Source organism: Pseudomonas sp. TH37, assembly GCF_016650735.1.
GTDB lineage: Bacteria > Pseudomonadota > Gammaproteobacteria > Pseudomonadales > Pseudomonadaceae > Aquipseudomonas > Aquipseudomonas farris.
On record NZ_JAEKFD010000002.1, the window covers coordinates 731,003 to 749,249 of the forward strand.

At 59.5% G+C, this 18,247-nt stretch carries 19 protein-coding genes; 12 read left to right on the plus strand and 7 right to left on the minus strand.

Translation table 11 applies throughout. From position 1 onward, the window contains the following. The first annotated feature begins 191 nt into the window (after positions 1-191). On the plus strand, positions 192-1,232 hold the full coding sequence (locus tag JFU11_RS08360; RefSeq protein WP_201060346.1) for an Ldh family oxidoreductase: 1,041 nt from the start codon (positions 192-194) through the stop codon (positions 1,230-1,232). Positions 1,233-1,318: 86 nt separating this feature from the next. Here the strand turns inward: JFU11_RS08360 and JFU11_RS08365 are convergent, their stop codons facing one another. After that, positions 1,319-1,636: a DUF883 family protein gene (locus tag JFU11_RS08365; protein ID WP_123722926.1), complete on the minus strand. Its 318-nt coding sequence runs from the start codon at positions 1,634-1,636 to the stop codon at positions 1,319-1,321. 165 nt (positions 1,637-1,801) lie between these two features. Between JFU11_RS08365 and JFU11_RS08370 the strand changes: the two genes are divergently transcribed. Next, a complete protein-coding gene (locus tag JFU11_RS08370; protein ID WP_007897387.1) occupies positions 1,802-2,053 on the plus strand; it encodes a hypothetical protein in 252 nt (83 codons plus the stop codon). A gap of 62 nt (positions 2,054-2,115) precedes the next feature. Here JFU11_RS08370 and JFU11_RS08375 read toward each other — a convergent pair whose 3' ends face one another. After that, entirely contained in the window at positions 2,116-3,030 is a 915-nt protein-coding gene (locus JFU11_RS08375) for a LysR family transcriptional regulator (protein WP_052963403.1), read from the minus strand. 85 nt (positions 3,031-3,115) lie between these two features. On the opposite strand from JFU11_RS08375, the gene JFU11_RS08380 reads away from it, so the two are divergent. Then, positions 3,116-4,036 (plus strand): carbon-nitrogen hydrolase family protein, encoded by a 921-nt coding sequence (locus JFU11_RS08380; protein ID WP_201060348.1) that lies wholly within the window; start codon positions 3,116-3,118, stop codon positions 4,034-4,036. Here JFU11_RS08380 and JFU11_RS08385 read toward each other — a convergent pair. Next, positions 4,029-4,574 (minus strand): GNAT family N-acetyltransferase, encoded by a 546-nt coding sequence (locus tag JFU11_RS08385; protein WP_201060349.1) that lies wholly within the window; start codon positions 4,572-4,574, stop codon positions 4,029-4,031. The genes JFU11_RS08380 and JFU11_RS08385 overlap by 8 nt on opposite strands. Positions 4,575-4,678: 104 nt before the next feature. Between JFU11_RS08385 and JFU11_RS08390 the strand changes: the two genes are divergently transcribed. After that, entirely contained in the window at positions 4,679-6,256 is a 1,578-nt protein-coding gene (locus JFU11_RS08390; RefSeq protein ID WP_201060350.1) for an alkaline phosphatase D family protein, read from the plus strand. Positions 6,257-6,259: 3 nt separating this feature from the next. Here JFU11_RS08390 and JFU11_RS08395 read toward each other — a convergent pair whose 3' ends face one another. Both JFU11_RS08395 and JFU11_RS08400 read right to left on the minus strand, forming a co-directional pair. Further along, positions 6,260-6,733 (minus strand): LEA type 2 family protein, encoded by a 474-nt coding sequence (locus tag JFU11_RS08395; RefSeq protein ID WP_123722895.1) that lies wholly within the window; start codon positions 6,731-6,733, stop codon positions 6,260-6,262. 55 nt (positions 6,734-6,788) lie between these two features. After that, positions 6,789-8,264 (minus strand): nucleobase:cation symporter-2 family protein, encoded by a 1,476-nt coding sequence (locus tag JFU11_RS08400; protein ID WP_123722894.1) that lies wholly within the window; start codon positions 8,262-8,264, stop codon positions 6,789-6,791. Positions 8,265-8,616: 352 nt separating this feature from the next. Between JFU11_RS08400 and JFU11_RS08405 the strand changes: the two genes are divergently transcribed. From JFU11_RS08405 to JFU11_RS08425, 5 genes are all read left to right on the plus strand, one after another. Then, positions 8,617-9,333: a YafY family protein gene (locus tag JFU11_RS08405; protein WP_123722893.1), complete on the plus strand. Its 717-nt coding sequence runs from the start codon at positions 8,617-8,619 to the stop codon at positions 9,331-9,333. A gap of 52 nt (positions 9,334-9,385) precedes the next feature. Then, entirely contained in the window at positions 9,386-9,727 is a 342-nt protein-coding gene (locus JFU11_RS08410) for a nuclear transport factor 2 family protein (protein WP_201060351.1), read from the plus strand. A 201-nt stretch (positions 9,728-9,928) separates the two neighbouring features. After that, positions 9,929-11,047: a cell division protein ZapE gene (gene zapE / locus JFU11_RS08415; protein ID WP_201060352.1), complete on the plus strand. Its 1,119-nt coding sequence runs from the start codon at positions 9,929-9,931 to the stop codon at positions 11,045-11,047. A gap of 18 nt (positions 11,048-11,065) precedes the next feature. Then, the gene (locus JFU11_RS08420; protein ID WP_201060353.1) at positions 11,066-11,647 is read left to right on the plus strand and encodes a DinB family protein; all 582 of its coding nucleotides are present in this window, start codon (positions 11,066-11,068) and stop codon (positions 11,645-11,647) included. Positions 11,648-11,763: 116 nt separating this feature from the next. Continuing rightward, the gene (locus JFU11_RS08425) at positions 11,764-12,255 is read left to right on the plus strand and encodes a GNAT family N-acetyltransferase (protein ID WP_201060354.1); all 492 of its coding nucleotides are present in this window, start codon (positions 11,764-11,766) and stop codon (positions 12,253-12,255) included. 201 nt (positions 12,256-12,456) lie between these two features. On the opposite strand, the gene JFU11_RS08430 is transcribed toward JFU11_RS08425, so the two are convergent. Further along, positions 12,457-14,202, minus strand: coding sequence for a phosphoethanolamine transferase CptA (locus JFU11_RS08430; protein WP_201060355.1), 1,746 nt, complete (start codon positions 14,200-14,202; stop codon positions 12,457-12,459). A 197-nt stretch (positions 14,203-14,399) separates the two neighbouring features. Continuing rightward, positions 14,400-14,582, minus strand: a complete 183-nt coding sequence (locus tag JFU11_RS08435; RefSeq protein WP_123722889.1) for a DUF6026 family protein — start codon at positions 14,580-14,582, stop codon at positions 14,400-14,402. A 250-nt stretch (positions 14,583-14,832) separates the two neighbouring features. Here JFU11_RS08435 and gnd point away from each other — a divergent pair, with 250 nt between their 5' ends. The 3 genes from gnd to JFU11_RS08450 are packed head-to-tail and all read left to right on the plus strand — an operon-like array spanning position 14,833 to position 18,174. Next, positions 14,833-15,837, plus strand: coding sequence for a phosphogluconate dehydrogenase (NAD(+)-dependent, decarboxylating) (gene gnd / locus JFU11_RS08440; RefSeq protein ID WP_223569646.1), 1,005 nt, complete (start codon positions 14,833-14,835; stop codon positions 15,835-15,837). Continuing rightward, positions 15,834-17,360, plus strand: coding sequence for a glucose-6-phosphate dehydrogenase (gene zwf / locus JFU11_RS08445; protein ID WP_201060356.1), 1,527 nt, complete (start codon positions 15,834-15,836; stop codon positions 17,358-17,360). The genes gnd and zwf overlap by 4 nt, the downstream gene beginning before the upstream one ends. Further along, the gene (locus tag JFU11_RS08450) at positions 17,353-18,174 is read left to right on the plus strand and encodes an HAD family hydrolase (protein ID WP_201060357.1); all 822 of its coding nucleotides are present in this window, start codon (positions 17,353-17,355) and stop codon (positions 18,172-18,174) included. The genes zwf and JFU11_RS08450 overlap by 8 nt, the downstream gene beginning before the upstream one ends. Positions 18,175-18,247 lie beyond the last annotated feature (73 nt).

The following is an 18,247-nucleotide window of genomic DNA, read 5'->3' on the forward strand; positions in this document are numbered from 1 at the left end:
AGGTGGTAGATAGTTACCGCATGGCCACCCGATGTTTGTGCAAACATGCGCCAAAGCGGCTTTTCGGCTCAATTGGTTCTGATCAGATGCACCGGTTCAAGCGAAGGGTTGACAGGCTACTCGTCGCCCGTTGTTAATCGGTTCGTTTTCATACGCTGTTGCCCCCTCCAATAATTACTCTGGAGCTTCAGATGTCTGCGCCACACGATCATGTGTCTACTGCGGTTTCGCAAAACCTGTCCTTCGAAGCGCTGACGGCGTTGCTCGAGCAAATCTTCCTGCGCCACGGCACCTCAGCCGATGTCGCCAAAACCCTGGCTCTCAACTGCGCCGGCGCCGAGCGCGACGGTGCTCACAGCCACGGTGTATTCCGCATTCCCGGTTATGTGTCGACGTTGCAAAGCGGCTGGGTCAATGGTCAGGCGGTGCCGGTGGTCGAGGACGTGGCCTCGGGTTTCGTCCGGGTCGACGCCGATAATGGTTTTGCCCAACCGGCCCTCGCGGCGGCGCGGTCATTGTTGGTGGAGAAAGCCCGTAGCGCCGGTATTGCGGTGCTGGCCATCCGCAATTCCCATCATTTCGCCGCCTTGTGGCCAGACGTCGAGCCGTTTGCCGATGAAGGGCTGGTGGCACTGAGCGTGGTCAACAGCATGACCTGCGTGGTGCCGCACGGTGCCGATCGGCCGCTGTTCGGGACCAACCCGATTGCCTTCGCCGCCCCTCGGGCCAACGGTGATCCGATCGTTTTCGACCTGGCGACCAGCGCCATTGCCCATGGCGATGTACAGATCGCTGCGCGTAAAGGCGAGCGTTTGCCGGCGGGCATGGGCGTGGACAGCCTCGGCCAGCCGACCCAGGACCCGAAAGCGATCCTTGAGGGCGGCGCCTTGCTGCCGTTTGGCGGACACAAGGGGTCAGCGCTGTCGATGATGGTGGAGTTGTTGGCGGCGGCGTTGACCGGGGGCAATTTTTCTTTCGAGTTCGACTGGTCGAACCATCCAGGGGCGAAAACACCCTGGACCGGTCAACTGCTGATCGTGATCGACCCGAGCAAGTCGGCGGGGCAGAGTTTTGCCGAGCGCAGTGAGGAACTGGTTCGGCAAATGCATGGTGTAGGGCTCAAGCGGTTACCGGGTGATCGACGTCACCGGCAGCGCGCCAAAGCCAAGGTCGAAGGCATTGCGCTCGATGCTCAGACGCTGGCAAATCTGCGAGAACTGGCCGGGCTTTGAGCTCAAACGCAATCCCTAATGTGGGAGCGGGCTTCTGTGGCGAGGGGGCTTGCCCCCTCGCCACAAAAGCCCCTCACCACAATGGCTTAACGCCGTCCCAACAACAGCCCCACCACCAAACCGAATCCGGCGGAGATGGCCACGGTTTGCCAGGGATGGCCGCCGATGTAGATTTCGCTGGCCTCGACTGCGGGTTTGGCCCGGTCACGCACGCTGGAGACTGAAGTCCGGGCCTGCTGGAGCTTCTGGGCGATTTGCCCACGAAGGGTGTCCGCTTCCTCACCGACCAGTGAAGCACTGCTCTTGAGCAGTTTTTCCGACTCTTCGATCAGGGCCTGAAGTTCGCTGAAGACCTGATCCTTGATTTGATCCTCGGTGACTTGATCGATGATTTTGCGGGCCATTGGAGTACTCCTTGCAGGTAAATGGGCAGTGAACAATGGAGTCTGGCGCCATGGCAAAAGTTGCAGCAATTTTGCGTGGCGACTCCTCCCTGAAGAAAAATCCAGGGCAGGACATTTCCTCCTACAGTGTAAGATGTCGCCTATTTTACGCAGCAGGTATCTTCCATGAGCTTCAATCTGGCCGACAAACCCCTTGCCGAGCGCGCGGCGCTTGAAGATGAAAAATCCCGTCTGTTCGAACTCTGGCAAAACAACCTGGGTAAATCCAAGGGCGAAGCCGCACGGTTGTTCGGTGAGCGCGCCAAGCGCAAAGGCAAATGGGCCGAGTGGGTCCGCGCCGAACTTGACGGCATGTCGCCCCCGGAATTCGCGAACATGGTGCGCAGTGAAGTCAATCGCCTGATGGCGGCTAAATAAGCTTCCAGCACTGACAGTTTCGAAATTGCCGAAGATCAAAAGATCGCAGGCTTCGCCAGCTCCTACGGGTGAGAAAAGGTCGCGATAATCGCCTCGCGCACTTTCAGCACCACCGGATCGAGCTGCGTGCTGGTACGCCAGCCCAGTTCGATCGGATAGCGTGGCAGCGCCAGAGGGCAGGGCAGCAGCGCCAGTCCGCTGAGCGCGGCGATACTTCGAGCCGCATGGGCTGGAATAGTCGCCACTGCCTGACTGCCCTTGAGCAAGTGCGGCAACGCGGCAAAGTGCGTGGTCGACGCGCATACCCGCCGACTCAGGCCCAACGCCGCCAGGCCTTCATCGGTAATCCCGATAAAACCGCCCGATGAAACCAGAATATGCTCACGGGCGACGAACGCTTCAAGGCTGAGAGTTTCCTGTCCCTCGGCCAGACTGAGGGGGTCCACCAGGCACAGGTAATCGCCTTCACCCAGCACCTGACGACTGAGCAAACGCTCGGCGAATCCGCCGGCCGTGATCGCCAGATCGATGCTGCGTTCCATCAAGGCCCGGGCGACAATCTGGCTATGGGTCTGGCGAAAGATCAGCCGCAGTTTCGGCGCGCGATCAGCGATCTCGTCAATCAATCGTCGCCCGTAGGCGATTTCGAAATCATCCGACAAACCCACCGTCACCGAGCGTCCGTCGTAATGATTCGCCGCCGGATCGACCATCGCCAGGCTCTGGCGGCATTTGTTCAGCGCATCGCTGACCACCGGTTTCAACTGATTGGCCTTGAGCGTCGGCGCAAGACCTCGACCCGTGCGCACGAACAACTGATCGCCATACACCTCGCGCAATCGGCGCAATGCCGCGCTGACCGCCGACTGCGTCACGCCCAGACGCAGCGCGGCACGGCTAGCGCTGGATTCCTCATGCAGGGCTTCGAAGACTTTGAGCAAGTTGAGATCGACGGTCGCGATATTCATTTGGTTCATATCATTCAGCAGTGAGTCGGGCTTTATTCATGATCCTGTGGCGCCGGAGAATGAGCAACACCTCATTACTGACGGAGTCACCGCGATGCCCAAGTCCATCGTTGCTGCCCTGCAAATCGGCGCCTTGCCCGGCGGCAAGGCCGATACCCTCGATCAAATCCTCTCCTGGGAAGCCGCCATTATCGAATCCGGCGCCGCACTGGTGGTCATGCCTGAAGCGTTGCTCGGCGGCTACCCAAAAGGCGAGGGCTTCGGCACGCAACTCGGCTATCGACTGCCGGAAGGTCGTGAAGCGTTTGCGCGATATTTCGACAACGCCATCGACGTGCCCGGTGCGGAGACTGAAGTTTTGGCCGGGTTGTCCTCACGCACGGGCGCCAATCTGGTGATCGGCGTGATCGAGCGCGCGGGCAGCACCTTGTATTGCACCGCGTTGTATTTCGATCCGCAGGCCGGGCTGGTCGCCAAGCACCGCAAACTGATGCCCACCGGTACCGAACGACTGATCTGGGGCAAGGGCGATGGCTCGACCTTGCCGGTGATCGACAGCCAGGTCGGGCGAATCGGCGCAGTGGTGTGCTGGGAAAACATGATGCCGCTGCTGCGCACCGCGATGTACGCCAAAGGCGTGGAGGTCTGGTGCGCGCCGACCGTGGACGAGCGGGAAATGTGGCAAGTCAGCATGCGCCACATCGCCCATGAAGGACGCTGCTTTGTGGTCAGCGCCTGTCAGGTCCAGGCTTCACCGCAAGCCTTGGGCGTGGAAATCGCCAACTGGCCGGCGGAGCGCCCGTTGATTGCCGGCGGCAGCGTGATTGTCGGGCCCATGGGCGACATTCTCGCCGGGCCGCTGCGTGGCGAGGCGGGTTTGCTCACCGCTGAAATCAACACCGACGACCTGATCCGCGCCCGTTACGACTACGACGTGGTCGGGCACTACGCGCGCCCGGACGTGTTTGAGTTGACGGTGGATGAGCGGGCCAAACCGGGCGTGCGTTTTATCTGAGGCGCAGCCACTCTTCGCGGGTGATCTCCCAGAGCTCCTTCGGGAATCGCCCGCTGACAAAGTCGTCCTCTTCGGTGTGTATCAAACGCATGCCGGTACGTTCCGAGAGTTTGCGCGAGCCGATATTCGGCGCCGCTTTCGGCACGCGCAGCAACGGCCGGCCGAGTGTTTCGAACCAGTACTCGGTCACCGCCGCACTGGCTTCACCCATCAACCCCTGGCCTTGCCATTGCGGGGCCAGCCAGAAGCCGCGGTTGTTGTCCTGTTCATTCATCAGGCTGACATTGCCGATCAGTTGATCGGGGGCCGACTTCAAGCGGATCGACCAGTGCCATTCCTCGCCACGGGCCATCGCCGGCAGGGCAATATCACGCAGATAAGTCAACGCGCCGTTGGCGGGATAAGGCCACGGCACCAGGACGTTCAGATAACGCACCACGTCCCAGTGAGGGAACTGTTGCTGGATGGCCTCGGCATCAGCCAGTTCCAGCGGGCGCAAAATCAGTCGTTCGGTGTAGAGCGTTGGAGCGGCGTGCATCGTGGCTGACCTCCTTGTAGGGACGGGTGCTGCGCATCATGCGCAGCGTCGATTGTCCGTCTAGTCTCTAGGCGTTCACACCCCTGTCAACGGATGGACTGTCCATGAGTTTGTTACTCGGCCCGATTCTGCAGTTTCGTGGCATCAACAGTAATGTCTATAACGTGTCGGCTCTAGTGGTTTTACCCTTGGGCGCGATATCACCCAGCGTAAAAGTACCCGGCGGTATCACTGCCGGCAAACCGCTGGCCACCGCTGATATCCCGTTGCTCAATCCTCAGTACCGCGTCTGGCGCATCGATTTAAAAGCGCTGCAAGACCAGGCTGTCGCCACTACTTACACGATCAAGATAGAGGGCGCGGAGGCCAACTTTGTCGTTCCGGCCGAGGGTCAGTCGCCGCGCATGGCCTATGTGTCGTGCAACGGTTTCTCGGACCCCAAGGACATGGAGAAGGTGGACCGGAACAACGAGCGCTGGGAACACATGTGGGGGGCTCATCAAAGCAAGCCCTATCACCTGTTGTTGATGGGGGGCGATCAGGTTTACAGCGACAATATGCGCAGCAATGTGTCGTCGATGAAAACATGGTTTGCCAAGCCTTTCGCCGACCGTCGAAAGGCGGTCTACAGCAAGGTGATCGAAGCCGATCTGGACAAGTTCTTCGCCAGACTCTACCTGGAGCGCTGGAAACAACCTGAGGTCGCGAAGCTGCTCAGAGCCGTTCCGACGGTGATGATGTGGGATGACCATGACATCATCGATGGCTGGGGTTCCTACGATGAGATACTGCATTCAAGCCCGGTGTTCCAGGGGCTGTTTGCCACGGCCAAACGCTATTTCAGGATTTTCCAGCAGCAACTGATCCAGACTCATCCGCACCTCAAACCGTCCGCTGATACTCATCCCTGTGCGATTCCCGACACCGCCGACGGCTTTCACCTGGGGTTTACCGGCCTGGGCGAATTGGCATTGCTGGTCCCCGACTTGCGCAGTGAACGTGCACCGGATTTGACGACTCCGCCGGCTCGGTCGACCCGGATCATTTCGCCCGTCAGTTGGGATGCGATTTATGCCTGGCTGAGCAAGGTCAAGGGGCATAAGCACTTGCTGCTGATGTCGAGTATTCCCGTGGGCTACCTTGATTTGCAGGCGGCCGAAAAGGCACTGGACCTGATCTCGGGGCAACAGGAGCTTGAGGACGATTTGCGCGACCATTGGCGAAGCCTGCCTCACCGAGACGAACGCAAACGGTTGATCATGCGGTTGCTGGATTTCGCCCATGCCGAGTCATGCAAGGTTACGCTGGTGTCCGGTGATGTTCATGTGGCGGGGGCCTGCGTGATCGAATCGACGTTGTCCCGGCATCGCAACGATGGTTCAGGATTGATTTACCAATTGATTTCGACCGGGGTCGTGCATCCTGCACCGCCAGTGCTGGCAGTGCAATTTCTGGAGTCCATTGGCAAGGAACAGGAACAGATCGACTACGGCATCACCGGAACCATGTTACCCATCGGTGCCCGAGGACGTTACCTGATCGCCGCAAGAAACTGGCTGGCGATAGAGCCGGATGAAGACAGCACCGGCAAAAGTCGGCTGTGGGCCAACTGGCACGTAGAAGGCCTCAAACATTGTGTGACCCAGGTGATCGATCCGGTTAAACCGCGGGCCGAGCCGTGAGTATTACCACGTGTCGGTAGTCGGTCCCGGCAGGCTGAGTTTGCCGCGATCAAGGAAACGCATCGTGCCGAACACGCCACCGGCCAATTTGCCCCGAAGCACATAAGGCATATTGTTCAGTGTCTGCGTCTGTCCCAGCCCGAGGGTCTGACGCAGCACCGAGAAGGCCGAAACGCTCACCGGCACAACAATCACCGCTTCAGAAAAACGCGGGATCGAGCCCGATTGATCGCTGACACCGGAGGCGAGTGATTGACCGTTCACCTCCAGATCCAGGGCCACGCCGTTGTAGTCGATCGCCGTTTCATTGGGGTTCTGCACGCGCAGTTTTACCGCAAAACGCACTTCCAGTTCCTGGCTTGGCAGCGGCTCGATACCGACCACGTTGATGTTCAGCGGATCGCGATGAGGGAACAGGGAGCAGGCGCTCAGGGAGAGCAACAGGAGGGACAGAGACAGGGCGAACAATCTGCGCATGGACAGGTTCTCGTAAAGAAAAAGGCCGAGCCGCTCGTGGCTCGGCTCTTGAGCATTACGCACGGTTCAACTGTGCGACAGCTGCAGGTGAAACGGGTTCACCCTTGGCCGCAACATCCGGGTTCTGCATCACCTGAAGCACCGAGGCTTCCGGATCGAACTCGTCTTCTTCCAGCTCGATGAATTCTTCGGGCAGGAAGATATTCAGCACGATAGCGCACAACGCACCGACAGTGATCGGTGATTCGAAGATGTTGTGCAGCGCCTTCGGCAACTCGCGCAACACTTCAGGCACTGCCGCGACGCCCAGGCCCATGCCTAGGGAAATCGCCACGATCAGCATGTTGCGCCGATGCAGGCCTGCCTCGGCGAGAATCTTGATCCCGGCCACTGCCACGGTGCCGAACATCACCAGTTCAGCGCCGCCGAGCACCGGTTTTGGCATCAATTGCAGCACCGCGCCAATCATCGGGAACAACCCCAATACCACCAATAGGCCGGCGATGAAAAACGCCACATAACGGCTGGCCACACCGGTGAGCTGAATCACGCCGTTGTTTTGAGCGAAGGTCACCATTGGCATGCTGTTGAACACCGCAGCCATCGCCGAATTGAGACCGTCGGCCAGCAACCCGGATTTGATCCGGCGGATATAGATCGGGCCTTTGACTGGCTGCCGGGAAATCATCGAATTGGCGGTCAGGTCACCGGCGGCTTCCAGCGGCGACACCAGGAAAATCACCGCCACCGGCACAAACGCCACCCAGTCGAATGAGAAACCGTACTTGAACGGTACGGGCACACTCATCAGCGGCACGGCGGGCAGGCTGGTGAAGTCGACCTGGCCCATGAACCACGCGACCGCATAACCGAGGGCCAGGCCGATGACGATCGCGCCCAGGCGCAGGAACGGCACATCCACCCGATTCAACACCACGATGGTTCCCAGCACCAGTGCCGCCAGCGCCAGATGGCTGGCCGCGCCGAGATCCGCCGCACCGAAACCGCCGGCAATGTCGGTCATGGCGACCTTGATCAGCGACAGGCCCATGAGGGTAATGATGGTGCCGGTCACCACCGGGGTGATCAGCATCCGCAGCTTGCCGATGAACTGGCTCAGTACCACTTCGATGAACGCGGCGAAAAAGCACACGCCGAAAATCGTCGAAAGGATTTCATCGGTGCCGCCGCCCCGCGCCTTGACCATGAAACCGGCGCTGAGAATGACGCTGATAAACGAGAAGCTGGTGCCTTGCAGGCACAACAGGCCGGAACCGACCGGGCCGAACCGCCGCGCCTGGACAAACGTGCCCAGCCCCGAAACGAACAGCGCCATGCTGATCAGATAAGGCACTTCACTTTGCAGGCCAAGGGCGCTGCCCATGATCAGCGTCGGCGTGATAATGCCAACGAAACTCGCCAGTACATGTTGCAGGGCGGCGAAGACCGTGGCGGTCAGGTGAGGGCGATCGTCGAGGCCGTAAATCAGATCGTTGTTGCGTGGGGCAAGGGCTTTTTCAGAGGCGGTCATGGTGGTTTGCGTGCCGAAAGGCGGGGCCGGGTCAGAAAATGGAGGCGCAGGATGCCAGCCGCGGGCAGTGAGGGCAACGCTAAACGGTACAGAGGGGCATACACAAAACCTGTGGCGAAGGGGCTTGCCCCGTTTGGGTTGCGAAGCGGCCCCCGACATTCCTTCAGACACACCTGACGCGCTGATCTTGCGACGGCTGCGCCGCCGAACGGGGGCAAGCCCCCTCGCCACAGAGCCCGCACACATTTGATCTATGTCCGGCCATTGGAGCGAGGTCTTATCGCTCCTGCCAGTTTCTGACAACAGCCTCTGCTAAGCTCCGACGACTTTTTCAGGAAAGAGCCTGCCGACCGTGTCGCGAACCAGCCGTTTACTGACTTTGTTACAAGTGCTACGGGGCAAAAGTCGTCCGGTGACTGCCGCGACATTGGCCAGCGAACTGGAGATTTCCGAACGCACGCTGTACCGCGACATCGCGGAACTCACCGCCCTCGGCGCGCCGATCTTTGGCGAGGCGGGGATCGGCTATGTGTTGCGCAGCGGTCTGTTCCTGCCGCCCTTGATGCTCAATGCCGATGAAACCGAAGCTATTGTGCTCGGGTTGCGCTACGTCGATCAGCGTGGCGATGAGGTCTTGGGCAAAGCCGCGGCCGATGCCTTGGCAAAAATCGCCGCGGTACTCGACCCCGCCGCCCAGGAGGCCTTGCGCAATCCCACAGTACTGCCGGGCCCTCCGGGTTATGGCTATCCGCAAAATGCCGTGCCCTTGAATGTATTTCGCCAAGCCATCCGCGATCAGTCCAAGCTGCACATCGATTACGCGGACGCCAATCAGGTGCCGAGTCAGCGGCTGATCTGGCCACTGGCCCTGGGTTTTCTCAACGAGGTGCGGATCATCGTCGCCTGGTGTGAATTGCGCAGTGCCTATCGCACCTTTCGCACCGACCGGATCTCGGCTGCCAGTGAGCAGGGCGAACGTTATCCGGGTCGACGCAGCGACCTTTTGCGCACCTGGCGCAAGCAGATGCAACTCGACGAAGCAGGGCGTTTCACTCCTGACAAGAACTGACACAGGCTTGTTTTAGCATGGCTCCAGAATCAACTCACAAGGAGCCGTAAACATGTCCAATCCAGCCTCTTCACTGGCCCCCGCCATCGCCGCCTACATTGCCGCTGCCAATGCTCGCGATACGTCGAGGGTTGCCAGTTTTTTCGCTGAGGATGCCAACGTGTTCGATGAAGGGCAGCATCAGGTCGGCACGCAAGCCATCGCCCAATGGATGCAAGACACCGCACAACGTTATCACCCCCGGGTCGAGGTGCTCGACGTTCAGCTGCGAACCGGCAAAGTGCTGGTGCACAACCTGATCTCCGGCACGTTTCCCGGCAGCCCGCTGGAACTGCGCTACATGTTCCGCCTCAATGAGCAGGGCAAGATTGCCAGGCTGGATATCTCGCTGTAACCACCGGCCTATGTAGCAGCTGTCGAGCCTGCTAGGCTGCGTTCGGCTGCGCAGCAGTCGTGAATCCGATTGACGCGGTATGCCTGATGTACCGCCGGTTCTGGTTTGACGACTGCTGCGCAGCCGAACGCAGCCTCGCAGGCTCGACAGCTGCTACGGCCCAGGCTTCACCAGCAGCCCCAGAGACGTATACTGCCGCGCATGAATGTCGACTCTCCCTTAAGCGCCTGGCAACACGCCATCGAACAGAAGGGCTTCGTCCAGGACGAAGCCCAGGAACATGCCGTGTGGGCGCTGCAAAAATGCCACGAAGCCTTGCATGAAAACCACACGCCCATCACCGGCGTGTACCTCTGGGGCCCGGTTGGGCGGGGCAAGACCTGGTTGATGGATCAGTTCTACCAAAACCTGCGCGTTCCGGCCCGACGTCAACACTTTCATCATTTCATGGGCTGGGTGCATCAGCGCTCGTTTCAATTGACTGGCACCGCCGACCCGTTGAAAGCCCTGGCCCGCGAACTGAGCCAGGAAGTGCGCGTGCTATGTTTCGATGAACTGTTCGTCAACGACATCGGTGACGCCATCATTCTCGGGCGTTTGTTTCAGGTGATGTTCGAGCAGGGCGTGGTGGTGGTCTGCACCTCCAATCAGCCGCCGGATCAGTTGTACGCGGATGGCTTCAACCGTGACCGGTTCGTGCCGGCCATTACCGCGATCAAGCAACACATGCAGGTGATTGCGGTGGATGGCGGGGAAGATCATCGCCTGCACCCTGGCGCCGGTCTGCAGCGTTACTGGGTAAATGTCCCGGGTCAGCCCGGCGCCTTGAGCGAGGTGTTCAAGGCCTTGACCGTCGGCCAGTCGCTGTCCAGCGATCCGGTCAAGATCGGCTACCGTTCGGTCAATGTGATGCAGGCCAGTCAAACCGTGCTCTGGTGCCGTTACGCCGAGCTCTGCGAGCAGCCATTTGCCGCCATGGACTTCATGGCCCTGTGCGACACCTTCAGCGCTATTCTGTTGAGCGACGTGCCCAACCTCAGCGCACAAAAACGCGAAGGGCGCATCGCCCGCGGCACTGAAGACGGCGTCGAACGGGTGGTGGCGGGTGATCGCGAGTTGCCGCAGTTGTCGGTGCATGACGATGGCGTGCGCCGGTTCATCGCCCTGGTGGACGAATGCTACGACCGCAAGGTGCCGCTGTACCTCGAAGCGCAGGTGCCGATGGAGGCGTTGTACACCGAGGGTTATCTGGAGTTTCCGTTTCGTCGCACCCTTAGTCGTCTGCAGGAAATGCAGCTACAACGTTTCGCCGAGGCTTGATATCCGGGAGGAGCGAACATGAATCAGCCCTTGTCCCACCATTTGCTGACCATGGCCTATCAGAACGCCTGGGCCAATCACCGACTGGCCAAGGCCTGGCTTCAGCTAAGCCCGGCCGAACTGGCGGCGCCGCGAGTCAGTTTCTTTCCCAGCCTCAGCGCGACCCTCAATCACATCCTGACCTGCGACTGGTTTTATGTGGATGCCCTGGAGCGGGAAATGCGCGGTGACGAACCGCATCCCGATTGCTACGTATTTTTCAACGAAGACGAGCCATTCACCCACAGCGCCGATCTCAAGCGCGAGCAAGCCCTGGTGGACCGTCGACTGATCGCCTACTGCGAGCAACTGCGCGACGCAGACCTCGGACGGCTCGTGACCATCGCGCGCGACACCCCGCAACATGACAGCCGTTTGCGCATGCTGTCCCATTTGTTCGAGCATCAGATTCATCATCGCGGGCAGGTTCACGCGATGCTCAGTGGCACCTCGGTCAAGCCGCCGCAACTGGACGAATTTTTTTGTGCCGGAGAGTCGGCGTTGAGGGCCGAGGATTTTGCCGAGCTGGGATGGACCGAGGCATTGATCTGGGGCGTTTGAGAGAGAACGATCACAACAGGATCCGGTTGTCGGCACCCCGGCACTCGCGATAAGGTCGCTGGACCTTTCAGTGCGCAAGAGGCGAACTGGGGCAACTTGTGTGATTGAGGGTGGAAATGGAATCCGCAGAAATTCTTGTGCTTCAGGTCAGCTACACCAACCCGGTGCATGCCGAGGCAATTTGTCTTGTATTGAACCACTACGCCGAAGACCCGATGGGCGGCGGTCACCCGTTACCCGCCGATAGGTTGCAACAACTGCCGGGGGAACTGGCCAAACGTCCCCATGCCTTCAGCGTACTGGCGTTTGTCGGCGGCGAGCCGGCAGGGCTGGTCAACTGCTTTGAAGGTTTTTCGACCTTCGCTTGCCGACCGCTAGTCAACGTGCACGACGTGGCAGTGGTGTCGAAGTTTCGCGGGTTGGGGTTGAGTCAGAAGATGCTGCACAAAGTCGAAGACATCGCGCGCCAGCGCGGCTGCTGCAAAATCACCCTGGAAGTACTGGAAGGCAATGCGGTGGCTCAGGGGGCCTACGGCAAATTCGGTTTTTCGCCAGGCATGTTCGACCCGGCGCACGGGCGGATGCTGTTCTGGATCAAAGCGCTTTAGTCCGCAATCCATAATCTTGTGGGAGCGGGCTTGTGTGGCGAGGGAGCTTTTGTGGCGAGGGGGCTTGCCCCCGTTCGGCTGCGAAGCAGTCGTAAATCCTTTACATGCGGTTTAACTTTGAAATGCCAGGGGCGCTTCGCACCCCAACGGGGGCAAGCCCCCTCGCCACACAAGCCCGCTCCCACAGGATCCGCGCCAAAACTACTGCTGAACGACTGCCGGCGTGATAGGTGCGCCCTTGGGTTTCATCAGGCTGAAGTCGATCAACGGTCTCTGCTTACGTGCATAAGGGTCGCCGATCATCAATGGCCGAGGCTTGAAGCTGTCGCTGACCAGGCTTTTACTGCGGTCCAGTTCATCGAAACTCAGGCCTGCCAGATCCGCCCAGGTGTGAATCAGCTGAGAACTACTGTACGGCCGGCTCAAATCGCCGGCAAAACTCCAGTCATGAGTTTCGCGCCATTTCGGCGAAGCCCAGGCCATGAACGGAATGGTGTACATCGGCGCTGTCGGTTTGCTCTCGTTGCGCCCCAGGGTTTTATGGCCAACGGAGTCGAAGACGTCTTCGCCATGGTCTGAGAGGTACAGCAGGAAGCCGTTCGGATCAGACTTGGCGTAGTCCTTGATCAGGCTCGACACCACGAAGTCGTTGTACAGCACTGCGTTGTCATAGCTGTTGTACGTCGGCACTTGATCGTCACGCACGCCGTCCGGAACGCCTTTGCGGTCGGTGAACTTGTTGAACGTCGACGGGTAACGGTACTGGTAGCTCATGTGCGTGCCGAGCAAATGCACAACGATCAGCTTGCGTGGCGCCGCATCGGTCAGCGCCTTGTTGAATGGTTCGATCACGTCGCCATCGTACTGGGCGGCGTTCTGGTTGCGGTTGTTGTTCAGGTACACCTGCTCGTCGGCCTGCTGGGAGAACGTCGTGAGCATGGTGTTGCGCTTGGTCATGGTCTGCTGATTGGTAATCCAGAAGGTCTTGTAACCCGCCTGTTTCATCATGCTGACCACCGACGGCGTCGACAGGTAGAGATCGGGATTTTCTTCGTCGGCGAACGTCAGTACCTGCTGCAACGCTTCGATGGTGTAGGGGCGTGGGGTAATGACGTTATCGAAGACCGCCAGTTGGTCCTTGAGCTTGTCCAGCTCCGGGGTGGTTTCCCGAGGGTAGCCGTACAGGCTCATGCGCTGACGGTTAGTGGACTCGCCGATCACCAGCACCAGAGTCGCTGGCTGATTGGCCATCGAATCGGAGAGGTTCTTGAGCGGGGCAATTTTGCTGGCGCTGTGAAGCATGTCTTGCATGCCGGCCAGGGTATCGAGGTAACGGTGATAGGCCACGGCCATCTGCCACGGCACCGCGGGCTCGATGCGGGTTTCGAATTTCTCGAAGCCGCCCGCCAGGCTGCCGGTGTGCGCGGTCTGCTTGATCAGCGGGTAACCAACCACGGCCAGTAGAATCGCCGTCGCCGCGACCAACGCCTGGCCATGTGGCAGGTACACCGGACGCAGGCGGGTCCAGAGGAAATACGCGAACGCGGTATGGGCGAGGAACGCCAGCACCATCCACCAGGCAAAATACTGGGTCATGTACTCGCCGGCTTCAGACACGTTCGATTCGAACATGATGAAGATGACGCTCTGGGAAAATTCCTGCTGATAGATGAAGAAATAACCGAGGCTGGCCATCGAGCAGGCCCACAGCACCACGCCGATCAACGCGGCCATCACACGTGTTTGCTTAGGGAACAGCAGCATCGGCGCCAGCCAGATGGCGCTCATCACAAAGGCCTGACGGAACCCGGTAAAACCGGAAGTGCCTGTCAGTTGAATCAGTAGTTGGGTGATGCCGGAAAAATACCAGAAGAACAGAAATAACCAGAGAAATCCTGCCCAATCAAAACCTTTCGCAGACGTTTTGCTGCGTTTAAACAAAGCCATTCAGCACTCCAGCCTGATAATTACTTCGGCCGTCGGCACTTTCCCTGTCGCAGACGAACGGGCGCCGCGCGGTTACCGAGCGGCCACAATGAGCCGGAGTATCGACAAGAAGGTGTGAAAACTTTGTGAGTTGCTGGAGCAGGCAGGGTGCAGCGAGTCGGAAACAGCGGTGGCTGCTTCCGAGTCAAGCGAGGGGGTCAGGCGTGGGGAACACGTTGGGTCACAGGCCAGGGCTGAACCTGATTGCCTTGGGTCAGCAGGCGCAATTGCGCGACTTCCTGCTTCAACTGGTCACGCTCGTCTTTCAACTGGCGCAGTTCATCGCGACGGATCGTGACGTAAAGGGTTTGTGCTGGCAGTGCTGTGTGTATGGTGCCCATTGCTCACCTCGCAAATGGCTGTCTCAACTGTAAGTACGCTCCCTGAAATCAGGTGCTCACTTACTATCGGCGCCAATACTGATTTCTTTTGCCCCCAAAGGGAACTTTTTTATTTTTCATGGTCGTTGTGTCTTCGGGACGATTCCCGACGTTATCAGTCTGGATCGGGCACAATGCCCGGAAACTATGTGCCAGCGCTCTGGACTAACCCTCATTAGTCGCGTTGGGCTATAACCTTTGACACACATTTATTTGTAGTAGGGAGCATCGGAACATGCAACTCGGGATTATTGGACTGGGCCGCATGGGCGGCAATATTGCGCGGCGCCTGATGCTCAACGGACATACCACCGTTGTTTACGACCGCAATACCGCCTTTGTCGACACCCTGGCTGAAGAAGGCGCCACTGGTGTTGCCGACTTGCCAGCCCTGGTCGCTGGCCTGGCCAAACCACGCGCGGTGTGGGTCATGCTGCCCGCCGGCGCACCGACCGAAGACACCATCGACACCCTCAGCACCTTGCTCGACGCTGGCGATACCATTATCGACGGTGGCAACACCTTCTATAAAGACGACATCCGCCGGGCTAAAACCTTGTCGGAAAAAGGCCTGCACTACATCGACGTCGGTACCTCCGGCGGCGTCTGGGGCCTGGAACGTGGCTACTGCATGATGATCGGCGGCGATACCGAGACCGTTAAGCGTCTCGACCCGCTGTTCGAAACCCTGGCCCCGGGCATGGGCGACATCCCGCGCACCAAGGATCGCAAGTCCGATGACGATCGCGCCGAGCGCGGTTACATCCACGCAGGCCCCGCGGGTGCCGGGCATTTCGTGAAGATGATTCACAACGGCATCGAATACGGAATGATGCAGGCCTTCGCCGAAGGCTTCGACATCCTCAAGACCAAGGCCAGCACCAACCTGCCGGAAGATCAGCGCTTCGACCTGAACGTCGCTGACATCGCCGAAGTCTGGCGTCGTGGCAGCGTGGTGTCGTCCTGGCTGCTCGACCTGACCGCCGATGCGCTGGCCAGCGATCCGAAACTCGACGGTTACACAGGTGAAGTAGCTGACAGCGGTGAAGGTCGCTGGACCATCGAAGCCGCCATGGAGCAATCGGTACCGGTACCGGTGCTGTCGAACTCGCTATTCTCGCGCTACCGTTCGCGCGGGCAAGGCACCTTTGGCGACAAGATCCTCTCTGCCCAGCGCTTCGGCTTCGGCGGCCACGTGGAGACTTCGAAAAAATGACTCATGTGATCCGCAGGAAATCCAAGGCAGAACCCGCACCGCCTACCACGCTGTTTCTGTTCGGTGCCCATGGTGATCTGGTCAAGCGCCTGCTGATGCCGGCGCTGTACAACCTGAGTCGCGACGGTTTGCTGGGGAATGGACTGCGGATCATCGGGGTTGATCACAACGCCATCAGTGACGAAGCCTTCGCCAAAAAACTCGAAGATTTCATTCGGGCGGAAGTGGCGGCCAAGGTCGGCAAGGGCGATGAAGCCCTTGATCCGGTGTTGTGGGCCAAACTGGCCAAGCACATCAGCTATGTCCAGGGCGACTTCCTTGACGAACGCACCTATGAAGCACTGGCGGCGAAAATCGCCGCCAGCGGCACCGGCAATGCGATTTTCTACCTGGCCACCGCGCCGCGCTTTTTCAGCGAAGTGGTGCGGCGTCTCGGTGCTGCCGGATTGCTGCAAGAAACCCCTGAAGCGTTCAGAAGGGTGGTGGTCGAAAAACCTTTCGGCTCCGACTTGCACACCGCCGAAGCCTTGAACGCGTGCTTGCTCAAAGTGATGACGGAAAAGCAGATCTACCGGATCGATCACTATCTGGGCAAGGAAACCGTGCAGAACATTCTGGTCAGCCGGTTTTCCAACAGCCTGTTCGAAGCCTTCTGGAACAACCATTACATCGACCACGTGCAAATCACCGCCGCCGAAACCGTCGGCGTGGAAACCCGTGGCAGTTTTTATGAGGTCACCGGCGCCCTGCGGGACATGGTGCCCAATCACCTGTTCCAATTATTGGCGATGGTGGCCATGGAACCACCGGCCGCTTTTGGCGCCGATGCAGTACGCGGCGAAAAAGCCAAAGTCGTCGGCGCGATCCGCCCCTGGACGACCGAGGAAGCGCGAGCCAACTCGGTGCGCGGCCAATACACCGCCGGCGAGATTGGTGGCGAGCCGCTGCCCGGTTATCGCCAGGAAGCCAACGTGGCGCCTGACAGCACGACCGAAACCTATGTCGCGCTCAAAGTCATGATCGACAACTGGCGCTGGGTCGGCGTGCCGTTCTACCTGCGCACCGGCAAGCGCATGAGCGCGCGCGATACCGAGATTGTCATTTGCTTCAAGCCGGCGCCGTATGCGCAGTTCCGCGACACCGAGGTCGATGAGTTGCAGCCGACCTATCTGCGGATTCAGATTCAACCCAACGAAGGCATGTGGTTCGACCTGCTGGCCAAGCGGCCGGGGCCGGCGTTGAACATGGCCAACATCGAGTTGGGTTTTGCCTACAAGGATTTCTTCGAGATGCAGCCATCGACCGGCTATGAAACCCTGATCTACGACTGCCTGACCGGCGATCAGACGCTGTTCCAGCGTGCCGACAACATCGAGAACGGCTGGCGCGCCGTGCAGCCATTCCTCGACGCCTGGGAGCAGGACGCAACGGTGCAGAGCTATGCGGCTGGCGAAGATGGTCCACAGACCGCTGACGAGCTGCTGACCCGTGACGGCCGCGTTTGGCACAGCGTCGGTGAGTGACGTAACGCAACAACCCATCCGTTTTCTGCTCAGTGACATGGACGGCACTTTACTGCTCCCTGATCACAGCCTCAGTCAGCGTACGATCGAAGCAGTCCGCGCCTTGCGCGAGGCCGGCGTGCTGTTCAGCCTGGCCACTGGGCGTCCGCCCAAAGCCATGTTGCAGCAGATCGAAGCCCTGGGTGTCGATCTGCCGACGGCGGCCTTCAATGGCGGCACAATCGTCAACCCGGACGGCAGTTTGCTGGTTGCGCATTATTTGCCGGCGACGTCAGCGTTGACGGCGCTGGCACTGTTTGCCGATCAGCCGGACATTGAGGTTTGGGTGTTCAGTGGCGGCGACTGGCTGTTGAAGGATCCGTACGGCCCGATGGTTCCTCGAGAGCAGCATGGCCTCGGCTATCCTCCGGTGGTGGTCGAGAGTTTTGAGCCTTACATGGCGCATATCGACAAAATCGTCGCCGCCAGCAACAACGCCGAACTGTTGATCGAACTGGAAGCGCAGTTGCTGCCCAAGGTCGAAGGGCAGGCGCAGGTCTCGCGTTCACAGCCGATCTATCTGGACGTGACGGCGATGCTGGCTAACAAGGGCGAGGCATTGGCGACACTGGCCGAGTTTCTCGGCGTACCGCTGGAACAGACCGCCGCCATGGGTGACGGTGGCAACGACCCGGCGATGTTTCACCGGGCCGGATTGTCTATCGCCATGGGGCAGGCGGAGGAGGCGGTGAAGCGTCAGGCTGACGTGGTGACCGGGGGCAATACCGAAGACGGCGCGGCCGAGGCGATTGAGCAATACATCCTCAAACACTGAATACATGATCGACTGTAGGAGCTGTCGAGTGAAACGAGGCTGCGATCTTTTGATTTTGATTTTTTAAGATCAA

Bases quoted from the DNA above. Each gene is read 5' to 3' on its own strand.
- JFU11_RS08425 (WP_201060354.1), top strand. From the start codon at position 11,764: ATGGAATCCGCAGAAATTCTTGTGCTTCAGGTCAGCTACACCAACCCG.
- JFU11_RS08395 (WP_123722895.1), bottom strand. From the start codon at position 6,733: ATGCGCAGATTGTTCGCCCTGTCTCTGTCCCTCCTGTTGCTCTCCCTG.
- JFU11_RS08400 (WP_123722894.1), bottom strand. From the start codon at position 8,264: ATGACCGCCTCTGAAAAAGCCCTTGCCCCACGCAACAACGATCTGATT.
- JFU11_RS08385 (WP_201060349.1), bottom strand. From the start codon at position 4,574: ATGCACGCCGCTCCAACGCTCTACACCGAACGACTGATTTTGCGCCCG.
- zwf (WP_201060356.1), top strand. From the start codon at position 15,834: ATGACTCATGTGATCCGCAGGAAATCCAAGGCAGAACCCGCACCGCCT.
- JFU11_RS08390 (WP_201060350.1), top strand. From the start codon at position 4,679: ATGAGTTTGTTACTCGGCCCGATTCTGCAGTTTCGTGGCATCAACAGT.
- JFU11_RS08375 (WP_052963403.1), bottom strand. From the start codon at position 3,030: ATGAACCAAATGAATATCGCGACCGTCGATCTCAACTTGCTCAAAGTC.
- JFU11_RS08420 (WP_201060353.1), top strand. From the start codon at position 11,066: ATGAATCAGCCCTTGTCCCACCATTTGCTGACCATGGCCTATCAGAAC.
- JFU11_RS08435 (WP_123722889.1), bottom strand. From the start codon at position 14,582: ATGGGCACCATACACACAGCACTGCCAGCACAAACCCTTTACGTCACG.
- JFU11_RS08410 (WP_201060351.1), top strand. From the start codon at position 9,386: ATGTCCAATCCAGCCTCTTCACTGGCCCCCGCCATCGCCGCCTACATT.
- JFU11_RS08430 (WP_201060355.1), bottom strand. From the start codon at position 14,202: ATGGCTTTGTTTAAACGCAGCAAAACGTCTGCGAAAGGTTTTGATTGG.
- JFU11_RS08365 (WP_123722926.1), bottom strand. From the start codon at position 1,636: ATGGCCCGCAAAATCATCGATCAAGTCACCGAGGATCAAATCAAGGAT.
- JFU11_RS08360 (WP_201060346.1), top strand. From the start codon at position 192: ATGTCTGCGCCACACGATCATGTGTCTACTGCGGTTTCGCAAAACCTG.
- JFU11_RS08380 (WP_201060348.1), top strand. From the start codon at position 3,116: ATGCCCAAGTCCATCGTTGCTGCCCTGCAAATCGGCGCCTTGCCCGGC.
- JFU11_RS08370 (WP_007897387.1), top strand. From the start codon at position 1,802: ATGAGCTTCAATCTGGCCGACAAACCCCTTGCCGAGCGCGCGGCGCTT.
- zapE (WP_201060352.1), top strand. From the start codon at position 9,929: ATGAATGTCGACTCTCCCTTAAGCGCCTGGCAACACGCCATCGAACAG.